The sequence below is a fragment of the Kitasatospora paranensis genome, assembly GCF_039544005.1.
In the GTDB taxonomy this organism is placed as follows: domain Bacteria; phylum Actinomycetota; class Actinomycetes; order Streptomycetales; family Streptomycetaceae; genus Kitasatospora; species Kitasatospora paranensis.
Map to the genome: position 1 here is coordinate 3,093,860 of NZ_BAABKV010000001.1, position 10,866 is coordinate 3,104,725.

The following is a 10,866-nucleotide window of genomic DNA, read 5'->3' on the forward strand; positions in this document are numbered from 1 at the left end:
TCCTGTCCGTCAGGCGTGCGCGCCGGGGGCCGTTCGAGGCCCCCGGCGCGTTCGTCAGTCCGCCGGTCAGGCGGTCTTGTTCTTGGTGGCGGAGTCCTTGGCGCGCTTGATCCACTCGGCGGGAGTGATGCGCTTGGCCATCAGCTCACCCGAGGCGTTCTGCAGGTCCTCGTCGAACTTGGACGCGGTGTTCGGGTACTGGAAGTTGAAGGTGTTGGCCGCGGCCGCCTTGAGGGCGACGACGGTGGAGGCGGTGCCCGGCTTGAGCTTGACCTCGGGGCCGACGCCGTCCTTGAGGCAGGTGAGGCTGTTGGCGGCCTGGGCGAACTTGCCGGAGGCCTCCTTGGTCAGCATCATCCGGAGGAACTCCAGGCCGCCGGCCACGTTCTTGGCCTTGGACGGGACGATGAACGGCTCGCCGGCGCCGGCGCGGATCGCGTCGGCCGGCAGCTTGTCACCGGGCAGCGACGGCATCGGCATGAAGACCATGTCGAAGTCGGCCGGGGTGGTGGCGAGCTGCTCGTTCTCCAGCCAGGAACCGCAGGGGATGAACGCGGCCTTGTACTGGTTCCACGCGGTCTGCGACTCGATGTGGGTCATGCCGTTGGTGCCGGGGAGCAGGAAGTCCTTGTCGACGACCTGGTAGAAGGACTCGACGACGGTCTTCACGGCCGGGTCGTCCCACGCGGTGGCGTCCAGCGCGTCGATGCGCTTCATCAGGTCCAGGCCGCCCTGCTTGGCGATCATGTCCAGGATGGCGACGTTGATGTAGTACGGGTACTTGCCCTGGTGGGCGAGCGGCGCGATGCCGGCGGCCTTGATGGTGCCGCACAGGGTGATGAAGTCGGCCCAGGTCTTCGGCGCCGTCCAGCCCTTCTCCTTGAAGAGCTTGTTGGAGTACCAGAAGCCCCACACGGTGTAGACGTAGGACAGGTTGTAGACCTTGCCCTTGACCGTGCCGGACTCGATGGTGCCGGGCATCAGGACGTCGCGGATCTTCTTCGTCGGGTCGTCGATGTACGGCGCGTCCAGCAGCGGGGCCAGGTCGGTCAGCTGGTTGGAGTCGGCGAGCACGTCGAGCTTGATCTGCTTGTTGCCCGAGTCGTCGATGACGTCCGGCGGCGAGCCGGCGTTGAAGCGCGGCTGGAGCTTGCCGGTGACGTCCTGGTCGGCCTGGTGGTTGATCTTGGCGCCGGGGTAGGACTTCGAGTAGATCGCCTCGAAGGCCTTGGCGTAGTCGCTGCCGTAGCCGCCGTTGAAGATGAAGACCTCGAGGCCGTCGGCGTCCTTGACGCCGAACGGGTTCTTGGCGTCGGTCAGGTTGTACCCGCCGGCCGTCTTGCTGCCCTTGTCGCTGCTGCCGCCGGTACCGCCGGCACACGCGGTGAGCAGGGATCCGCCGGTGGCCGCGAGCACGGCGACGCCGGCAGCCCGCTTGAAGATGTCCCGGCGGTTGTACTCGGTTGCAGAGCCCATGTGAGTGCTCCTACCCCTCGGTGTCCAAGAAGCTTCTGACGGGTATGACGGAGCGTCAAGTCCCGCTGTTTCAAGCGCGCCTAGCGGCATCGATGCCGGTCAGAGGCGGTGTATGCGATGCGCAAAGGTATAGTCCACTGTTCACCCGGCGGCAATAGTCCGGCTGCCGGATGGGCTGCGTGGGGGTCAAAGCGTTGCGGGCGGTGCAGCATGTGCAATGCGCAGGGAGCCTGCCCATTGCTGCGACCCGCCCGACACCGAGAAGGTAGCGCGTTCATGTGCGTTTGAACATAGAAACGCGCAGCTTCGCGCATCACCTTTCATAAATCGTGATACGCGAAGCTGCGCGGAGAGCGGCCGGCCGGCGGACCGTTACCTCAGACCATTGTCCAGTGCGGCCACCAGCGAACCCTGGGCGTCGTCGTTGTCCAGCGACCAGGCCATCACGCCGCCGAGGCCCAGCAGGCGGGTGTAGCGGGCCTTGAGGGTCAGCAGCTCGGGCGTGTCGTACGTCCAGAACTCGGTGCCGTCGTACTTCCAGGTCGCGCCGTGCAGCCAGTCCCGGTGGACGGTGCCGGGCAGGTCCTTGATCCGGTTGTAGGGCAGGTTGCCGCCCTGGGCCAGGCCGGTCGCCGGCTGGTAGAGCCCGGCCTTGCCGCCGTCCGGGACACCCGTCCAGCCGTAGCCGTAGAACGGCACGCCGAGCACCGCCTTCGCCGGCGGCAGGCCCTTCGCCAGGTAGTGCCGGACGACGCGGTCGGCGCTGTACCCGGCGTTCTGCGGGGACGGGTCCGCGCTGTCGGAGAAGAGGTTGGCCTGGTGGTTCGTCGGCCCCAGCGGCTCCCAGGGCCCGTGCAGGTCGTACGTCATGAGGTTCAGCCAGTCGACGGACCTGGCGACCTTGGCGACCTCCAGCCGGTCCGCCTTGTCCTCGCCCGCGGGCACGGCGGCGGTCAGCAGGTAGTGGGTGTGCCGGCCGCCCAGGGCGTCCAGCTGGCGGCGGAACTCCTGCATCAGCAGGGTGTAGTTGTGGCCGTCCTCGGGGCGGACGACGTTGCCCGCGTCACCGCCGCCGCCCGGGTACTCCCAGTCGATGTCGATGCCGTCGAAGACCCCGGCGGCCGACCCGGCGCCGCCCTCGACCGAGCCGAGCTGCGGCAGGTTGCCCTTGAGGTACAGGTCGATGCAGGAGGCGACGAACTTCTTCCGCGAGGCGTCGGTTGCCGCGGCGTCGGAGAAGTACTTCGACCACGTCCACCCGCCCAGCGACACGACCGCCTTGAGCTGCGGGTTCTTCGCCTTGAGCTTGCGGAGCTGGTTGAAGTTGCCCTTCAGCGGCTGGTCGGCGGTGTCGGCGACGCCGTCCACGGACTCGTCCGCGCCGACCGGGCGCTGGTAGTCGGCCCAGGCGTCGCCGACACCGGCGCCGTTGGCCTCGAAGCAGGTGCCGTCGGCGGACACGTTGCCGAAGGCGTAGTTGAGCACGGTGAGCCTGCCGGCCTGGCCGGTCTCCTGCACGCGGCGCGCGGTGGCCCCGCTGTAGACACCCCACTGGGTGAAGTAGCCGACCCGCTGGCCCTTCAGGCGGGGGCCTGGGCGTCGTGGGCCTGCGCGGCCGCGGGGGCGGCGAGAACGGTGGCCAGTGCCACCGCGAGGACTGCTGAGGTGCGTCTGGGCATGCCCGTGGCCTTCTCTGAGTCAGCATCAAATGGTCTGGACCAAGCTGAGACAGAGGTTTAGTCCACATCGGCCCGTTCGCACAAGGGGGCGGACCGGGCGGCCACCGGCCGCGCGGTGCGGGCCGACGGCGGATCAGAGACGTGCAGTCAGCGTCGGCAGGCCCTCCCCCGTGAGCCCCACGAGGCCCGCAGGACGCCCGGTGACCACCAGGAGCAGGTCCGAGCATCGGCCCGGCCACCTCCGGCCCGCTGCCGGCCGTCCAGGCGGCGTCGGTGGCCCTCAGGGTCAGCCCGGCCACCCGGCGCTTGCCGCCAATCAGCAGATTGGACCGCCGGTAGAAGTCCGCGCACCGGGTCAGCGCCTCGGGCGGGTAGGCGCGGACGAGCCCGAGCGGCCGCCGGATGTCCTCCGCGTGCACCACCGTCTCACCGAGCCAGCTGTCGACCGGGCCGGGCGGGTGCGCGACCGAGTCCGCCCGGGCGGCGAACGCGGCGAGGGTGTCGGCGGGCGTGCCCGCGGTCAGCGCGGCGATGTCCCGGGAGGCCATCACCTCGAACCGGAACCCGGCCCCGGCCATCTTCAGGAAGAAGCCCGGCGGGGTCGTCCGCGCGGTGGCCGTCATGTGCGCCAGGGTGTCCCGGACCGTCCGGCCGGGACAGAGCGAGGCCGTCGCCCACTGCTCCGCCGTGAACCGCCCGGCGTCCGCGAGCAGCGCGCGCCGCTCGGCATGGACGAGCGGCCAGGGATCACGTGTCGTCGCCATGCCTCCGTCGTAGCACGACGACGGCCGGGCCGCGCCCCCGCACGGGGGACGCGGCCCGGCCGCTCGGATCCGTGGTGCCGGATCAGCCGATCAGGCTGCGCAGCACGTACTGCAGGATGCCGCCGTTGCGGTAGTAGTCCGCCTCGCCGGGGGTGTCGATGCGCACGACGGCGTCGAAGGTGACGTCACCCGCGGTGACCTTGACGGTCTTCGGGGTGCGGCCCTCGTTGAGCTCGGTCACGCCGGAGAAGGAGAAGGTCTCCTCGCCGGTGAGGCCCAGCGAGTCGGCGGTCTGGCCGGCCGGGAACTGCAGCGGCAGGACGCCCATGCCGATCAGGTTCGAGCGGTGGATGCGCTCGTAGGACTCGGCGATGACGGCCTTGACGCCGAGCAGCGCGGTGCCCTTGGCCGCCCAGTCGCGGGACGAGCCGGAGCCGTACTCCTTGCCGGCCAGGACGACCAGCGGGGTGCCGGCGGCCTGGTAGTTCTGCGACGCGTCGTAGATGAACGACACCGGGCCGTCGGCCTGGGTGAAGTCGCGGGTGTAGCCGCCCTCGGTGCCCGGCGCGATCTGGTTGCGCAGGCGGATGTTGGCGAAGGTGCCGCGGATCATGACCTCGTGGTTGCCACGGCGCGAGCCGTAGGAGTTGAAGTCACGCTTCTCCACACCGTGCTCGGTGAGGTACTGCGCCGCCGGGGTGCCCGGCTTGATGTTGCCGGCCGGGGAGATGTGGTCGGTGGTGACCGAGTCGCCCAGCTTGGCCAGGACGCGGGCGCCGGCGATGTCGGTCACCGGGCTCGGGGTCTTGGCCATGCCCTCGAAGTACGGGGGCTTGCGGACGTAGGTCGACTCGGCGTCCCACTCGAAGGTGTTGCCGGTCGGCACGGGGAGCGACTGCCAGCGGTGGTCGCCCGCGAAGACGTCCTGGTAGCCCTTGTCGAACATGGCCTCGTCGATGGAGCCGGCGACGGTGTCGGCGACCTCCTGCTCGGACGGCCAGATGTCGGCGAGGAAGACGTCGTTGCCGTCGGCGTCCTGACCCAGGGCGTCCTTGGTGATGTCGACGTTCATGTTGCCGGCGAGGGCGTAGGCGACCACCAGCGGCGGGGACGCCAGGTAGTTCATCTTGACGTCCGGGTTGATCCGGCCCTCGAAGTTGCGGTTGCCGGAGAGCACCGAGACGACCGCGAGGTCGGACTCGTTGACGGCGGCCGAGACCTCCTCGGGCAGCGGGCCCGAGTTGCCGATGCAGGTGACGCAGCCGTAGCCGACCAGGTTGAAGCCCAGCTTCTCCATGTACGGGAGGAGGCCGGCCTTCTCGTAGTAGTCCATGACGACCTTGGACCCGGGGGCCAGGGTGGTCTTGACCCACGGCTTGACCGTGAGGCCCTTCTCCACGGCCTTCTTCGCCAGCAGGGCGGCGCCCAGCATGACGGAGGGGTTGGAGGTGTTGGTGCAGGAGGTGATCGAGGCGATCACGACCGCGCCGTTGTCGATCTCGTAGGACGAGCCGTCGGGGGCGGTGACGGCGGTCGGCTTCGAGGCCTCGGCGGAGTAGGTCGGCAGCGCCTCGGCGAACTTCTCGGCGGCCTCGGCGAGGATCACGCGGTCCTGCGGGCGCTTCGGGCCGGAGATCGACGGGACGACGGTGGAGACGTCCAGCTCCAGGTACTCGGAGTAGACCGGCTCGACCGACGGGTCGTGCCAGAGGCCCTGCTCCTTGGCGTACGCCTCGACCAGGGCGAGCTGCTGCTCGTCACGGCCGGTGAGCTTCAGGTAGTTGATGGTCTCGGCGTCGATCGGGAAGATCGCGCAGGTCGAGCCGAACTCCGGCGACATGTTGCCGATGGTGGCGCGGTTCGCCAGCGGGATCGAGGTGACGCCCTCGCCGTAGAACTCGACGAACTTGCCGACCACACCGTGCTTGCGCAGCATCTCGGTGATGGTGAGCACCAGGTCGGTGGCGGTGGTGCCGGCCGGGAGCTGGCCGTTGAGCTTGAAGCCGACCACGCGCGGGATCAGCATGGAGACCGGCTGGCCGAGCATCGCGGCCTCGGCCTCGATGCCGCCGACGCCCCAGCCCAGCACGCCCAGGCCGTTGACCATGGTGGTGTGCGAGTCGGTGCCGACGCAGGTGTCGGGGTAGGCCTGGCCGTTGCGGACCATGACCGTGCGGGCCAGGTGCTCGATGTTGACCTGGTGGACGATGCCGGTGCCGGGCGGGACGACCTTGAACTCGTCGAACGCGGTCTGGCCCCAGCGCAGGAACTGGTAGCGCTCCTTGTTGCGGCCGTACTCGATCTCGACGTTCTGGACGAAGGCGTCCGGGGTGCCGAACTTGTCGGCGATGACGGAGTGGTCGATGACCAGCTCGGCCGGGGCCAGCGGGTTGATCTTCGCCGGGTCGCCGCCGAGATCCTTGACGGCCTCGCGCATGGTGGCGAGGTCGACGACACAGGGGACACCGGTGAAGTCCTGCATGATCACGCGGGCGGGCGTGAACTGGATCTCCTCGCTCGGCTCCGCCGCCGCGTCCCAGTTGCCGAGGGCGCGGATGTGGTCGGCGGTGATGTTCGCGCCGTCCTCGGTGCGGAGAAGGTTCTCCAGCAGGACCTTGAGGCTGTACGGCAGCCGCTCGGCACCCTCGACGGCGGAGAGCTTGAAGATCTCGTACGACTCGTCGCCCACCTGCAGCGAGCTGCGGGCGTCGAAGCTGTTCGCGGACACGACTGACTCCTTCTGGGTCCACCCGATGGTAAGGTAAGCCTTAGCTAAGCCCACCTCACCGATGTGGAAGGCGTGCGGCTCTCGGCAGATATCTTGACGTCAAGATAAATCATAGTGCTGAGTTATCTCGATGTCGAGATAAACCATAGTGCATGCCTGCGTCCAAACTTCACCGGGCGATGCCCCGGCGCAACCGCAGCGGCCCCGGGGCCGGCGGCTGCGGTGGAGGGTGCGGCGGCCGCGGTGGAGGGTGCGGCGGCCGGCGGTGCCGGGCGCCGGAGGGTGCGGGGTGTCAGCGCCGCCGTCGGGAGCGGGCGATCCACAGCACGGCCAGCACGCCCGCCACCAGCAGGACCGCGACCACGACGATCACGACAGGACCGGCGGAGTCGGCGGGCTCGGGAGCGATGTCGGCGACGAACACGGAACGGCCTCTCGACGGGCGGCCCGGCCCTCGGGCCCGAGCCCCAGGACGAGCAGCAGCAGGACGGGGAACTCCAGATACGCGTGATAGCTCGCCAGCGCCGCGTACAGCGACCGGCCCTGGGCGTAGTCAGAGACGAACAGCACCCCGAGCGCGCCCCCGCCGCGGCGCCGAGCGCCCAGGCCCGCCACCCGCCCAGCCAGGGGACCCGCCGCTCGAACGCCGCCGCGGCGTCCGGCGCGTACCGGGGCAGGAACCAGACCCACACGACGTAGTGCATGGTCTGCAGGAAGGCGAACACCGCGACGAAGCGCAGGCCCGCTGCCGTGTGCAGCCAGGCCGGCGGACTGTAGGCAACGGCCAGCCGGGCGGTGAAGCCCGTACCCGGCGCCAGCCAGGCGTCCAGGGCGCCCGAGAGCAGCAGCAACGGCACCGCCAGCACCCAGCCGAACTGGACCGCCAGGAACGCGGCCCGGCCCCTCGGCAGGCCCCGCGACCACTCCCACAGGAAAACCAGCGGCACCAGGTTGTGCAGGTGGGCCAGGACCACGAAGTGGTACGCCGGGAACGCCAGCGAGGTACCGGCGGCCGTCGCCCACACCACCGCGGCGGCGGCCGGCGCCCACGGCCGGCGGCGCAGCGCCCGGGCGGATGCGACCGCCAGCAGCCCGTACGCGAGCAGGATCTCCGCGGCACGGGACGCCGGACCGGGTGGGAGCAGGCGGCAGACCACGATGCCGGTGATCAGCGCGAGCAGCAGCCGCAGGAAGGGCCCGGCCAGCACCTGCCGGAAACGGCCGGCGACGTAGCGGAGCTCCAGGACGTTGTGCAGGGCGCCGAACACGGCGAGCCCGGCGACGGCCAGGCCCGCCGGGGCCCGCAGGGCCACGACCAGCGCCAGCAGCGCGGCCGCGGCGAAACCGGCCAGCGGCACGGCTCCACCCGCACCGTCCGCCGTCGCGCGCACCGTGGGTACCGCCCCTGTCGCCACCGCCGGTCCTCCCCCGTGGCACGATCCCGCCGTGCCGTATCCCCTGGCCTTCGCCCTCACCCTGCTCGTCGAGGCACCTGTCTACCTGGTGGTGCTCGCCCGCTGCGGCGGAGTCCGGCCCGGGCGGGCCGCCGCGGCCGCCCTCGTCGTCAACTGTGCGACGCACCCTGGTCTGTGGTGGGTGCTCGGACGCTTCGCCGCCGGGCCCGCCGCAGCCTACTGGACGGCCTTCGCCCTCGCCGAGACGGCGGTCTGCGCGAGCGAGGCGCTGCTGCTCGGGCGGCCACTCGCCCGGCTGCTCCGCTCCCCGCCCCGCTCGCACTGCCGCTGCGGGCGGCCGCCTCGCTGACCGCCAACGCCGCCTCACTGCTCACCGGGCTGCTCGCCGGGCTGCTCCTGGCGACCGGCCGCTGACGGTGGACCGGGAGTCGGTGGGCTGCGGGCCGGTGGGCTGGGGGTCGGTGGGCTGCGGGTCGGTGGGCTGCGGGTGCCGGCCTACGGCGGGGCCGGCCGGGGGCGCGGGCGGGCTAGCGTGTGGTCGGGACCGAGGATCCGACGGGACGGGGGCGACCGATGATCGTGGTGGATGCGTCCGCGCTGGTACTGGCGCTGGCCGACGAGGGCGAGCGCGGCGCCGAAGCACGGGCCGAACTGGCCCGTGACGGGGCCTGGGCGGCGCCCCAACACGTGCTGATCGAGGTGATGCAGTCGCTGCGCGGGCTCTACCTGGCGCGGCAGGTGTCCGCGGAGCGGGTCGCGGAGATCGCGGCCGGTCTGCCCGCGCTGGAGATCGACCGGCTCGACGTCACGCCGCTGCTCGGGCGGATCTGGGAGCTGAAGGACAATCTGACGCCCGACGACGCCGCGTACGTGGCGGTCGCGGAGCAGCTCGGCGCGCCGCTGGTGACGGCGGACCTGCGGCTGATGCGCGCCAGCGGCCCGCGGTGCGAGATCCGCGGCATCCGGGGCGGCGACACTGCACCGGCGCGGGCGGGCCGCTCGTCCGGGTGACCCGGCGGCATGGCGGCGTGCCCGGGGCCGGGCGGCCCGCCACCGTGGTGGGCGGCGCACCAGCGCCGTTGTCCTGTGGCCGCGGACCATCGTGGCTGCCGTCCTGTGGCTGCCGTCTCTTGTGGCCGTCCGTCGCGGTCGTCCACCGCCGAGAAACCGAGGGGCCCGATGCCCGTCCCCCACAGCGCTGCCGCGCTGCTGCCGCTGGCCCTGCTGCCCGCCCTGGCGCCGCCCCCGGCCACCGTGGTCGAGGCCGACTTCGACCGGGGCAGTGCCTTCGTCCTGCCGGCGGCCGTCAGCTACGCCGCCGACCTGGTGCCGTACGGCTCGCACATCCGGGTGACCGAGCTGCGGACGGACGCCCGGACCGCGGTCACGGTGGCCGTACGCGGACTCGCCCCCGACCTGCGGCTGGCCGCCCACGTGCACACCGGTCGGTGCGGGGCGGACCCGGCCGTGGCCGGCCCGCACTACCAGGACCGGCCCGACCCGGTGCAGCCCTCCACCGATCCGGCCTACGCCAACGACCGCAACGAGGCCCGGCTGGCCCTGCGGACAGACGCCCGCGGGACGGCGGCCGGCCGCACCGACCTCGCCTGGGCGTTCCGGGCCGGGGAGGCCCGCTCACTGGTCCTGCACACCTCCGCACCGGCCGGAGGGCATGCCGCCGGCGAGAGGATCGCCTGCGTGAGCGTCGACTTCTGACGCCGCCCCGATCGGCTTCCGGCGCCGTCCTGGTCGGTTTCCGGCGCCCACCTGGCGGCTCCGGCCGGTCAGGAACCGAGGGTCGCGACCAGGACGGCCTTGATGGTGTGCAGCCTGTTCTCCGCCTGGTCGAAGACGACGGAGTGCTCGGACTCGAACAGCTCGTCCGTGCACTCCAGCTCGGACATCCCCGTCTCCTCGTACATCTGACGGCCGATCTCGGTGCCCAGGTCGTGGTAGGCGGGCAGGCAGTGCAGGAACTTCGTGGCCGGGTTGCCGGTGGCGCGGACGGTGTCCATCGAGACCTGGTACGGCTTGAGCAGGTTGATCCGCTCGGCCCAGACCTCCTTGGGCTCGCCCATCGAGACCCAGACGTCGGTGTAGAGGAAGTCCGCGCCGGCCACGCCGTCGGCCACCGACTCGGTCAGGGTGATCCGGGCGCCGGTGGTCTCGGCCAGGGCGTGCGCCGCCTTCTGGACGTCCTCCGCCGGCCACAGCCCCCGCGGCGCGACGATCCGGATGTCCATCCCGAGGAGGGCGCCGGTCACCAGCAGCGAGTTGCCCATGTTGTTCCGGGCGTCACCGAGGTAGGCGAGCGCGACCTCCTCGACCGGCTTGGTGCTGTGCTCGCGGATGGTCAGCACGTCCGCGAGCATCTGGGTGGGGTGCCACTCGTCGGTGAGGCCGTTCCAGACCGGGACCCCGGCGTGGGCGGCCAGCTCCTCGACGATCTCCTGGCCGTGCCCGCGGTACTCGATGCCGTCGAACATCCGGCCGAGAACCCGTGCGGAGTCCTTGATCGACTCCTTGTGGCCGATCTGCGAGCCCGCCGGGTCGAGGTAGGTCGTGCTCGCGCCCTGGTCGTGGGCGGCCACCTCGAAGGCGCAGCGCGTGCGGGTGGAGGTCTTCTCGAAGATCAGCGCGATGTTCTGGCCGCGCAGCCGGGGCTGCTCGGTGCCCGCGTACTTGGCGGCCTTCAGCTGGGCGGCGAGGTCCACCAGGAAGCGGAACTCCTGGGGAGTGAAGTCGAGCTCCTTGAGGAAGTGCCTGTTCCGGAGGTTGAACGCCATGCCGGGCTCCTGGGTCAT

At 71.2% G+C, this 10,866-nt stretch carries 8 protein-coding genes and 1 pseudogene; 3 read left to right on the forward strand and 6 right to left on the reverse strand.

The genetic code is table 11. The features are described from left to right. Positions 1 to 66: 66 nt before the first annotated feature. The 5 genes and pseudogenes from ngcE to ABEB13_RS15140 all read right to left on the reverse strand — a co-directional run bounded on the left by ngcE (position 67) and on the right by ABEB13_RS15140 (position 8,005). Positions 67 to 1,476 (reverse strand): N-acetylglucosamine/diacetylchitobiose ABC transporter substrate-binding protein, encoded by a 1,410-nt coding sequence (gene ngcE, locus ABEB13_RS15125; protein WP_345705939.1) that lies wholly within the window; start codon positions 1,474 to 1,476, stop codon positions 67 to 69. A gap of 372 nt (positions 1,477 to 1,848) precedes the next feature. Beyond that, positions 1,849 to 2,994 carry a glycoside hydrolase family 18 protein gene (locus tag ABEB13_RS15130; protein ID WP_345705940.1) on the reverse strand — a complete coding sequence of 382 codons (1,146 nt, stop codon included), beginning with the start codon at positions 2,992 to 2,994 and terminating at the stop codon, positions 1,849 to 1,851. Positions 2,995 to 3,394: 400 nt separating this feature from the next. After that, positions 3,395 to 3,919 (reverse strand): annotated as a pseudogene (locus ABEB13_RS40555) (maleylpyruvate isomerase family mycothiol-dependent enzyme); the annotation flags it as partial. Positions 3,920 to 4,001: 82 nt separating this feature from the next. Beyond that, complete coding sequence (acnA, locus tag ABEB13_RS15135; RefSeq protein ID WP_345705941.1) at positions 4,002 to 6,647, reverse strand: aconitate hydratase AcnA; 2,646 nt, start codon at positions 6,645 to 6,647, stop codon at positions 4,002 to 4,004. A gap of 122 nt (positions 6,648 to 6,769) precedes the next feature. Continuing rightward, positions 6,770 to 8,005: a hypothetical protein gene (locus tag ABEB13_RS15140; protein ID WP_345705942.1), complete on the reverse strand. Its 1,236-nt coding sequence runs from the start codon at positions 8,003 to 8,005 to the stop codon at positions 6,770 to 6,772. A gap of 88 nt (positions 8,006 to 8,093) precedes the next feature. On the opposite strand from ABEB13_RS15140, the gene ABEB13_RS15145 reads away from it, so the two are divergent. The 3 genes from ABEB13_RS15145 to ABEB13_RS15155 all read left to right on the forward strand — a co-directional run bounded on the left by ABEB13_RS15145 (position 8,094) and on the right by ABEB13_RS15155 (position 9,778). Beyond that, the gene (locus tag ABEB13_RS15145) at positions 8,094 to 8,411 is read left to right on the forward strand and encodes a hypothetical protein (protein ID WP_345705943.1); all 318 of its coding nucleotides are present in this window, start codon (positions 8,094 to 8,096) and stop codon (positions 8,409 to 8,411) included. Positions 8,412 to 8,635: 224 nt separating this feature from the next. Further along, complete coding sequence (locus ABEB13_RS15150) at positions 8,636 to 9,073, forward strand: type II toxin-antitoxin system VapC family toxin (RefSeq protein WP_345705944.1); 438 nt, start codon at positions 8,636 to 8,638, stop codon at positions 9,071 to 9,073. 168 nt (positions 9,074 to 9,241) lie between these two features. Next, positions 9,242 to 9,778 carry a superoxide dismutase family protein gene (locus ABEB13_RS15155; RefSeq protein WP_345705945.1) on the forward strand — a complete coding sequence of 179 codons (537 nt, stop codon included), beginning with the start codon at positions 9,242 to 9,244 and terminating at the stop codon, positions 9,776 to 9,778. Positions 9,779 to 9,846: 68 nt separating this feature from the next. On the opposite strand, the gene argF is transcribed toward ABEB13_RS15155, so the two are convergent. After that, entirely contained in the window at positions 9,847 to 10,848 is a 1,002-nt protein-coding gene (argF, locus tag ABEB13_RS15160; RefSeq protein ID WP_345705946.1) for an ornithine carbamoyltransferase, read from the reverse strand. Positions 10,849 to 10,866 lie beyond the last annotated feature (18 nt).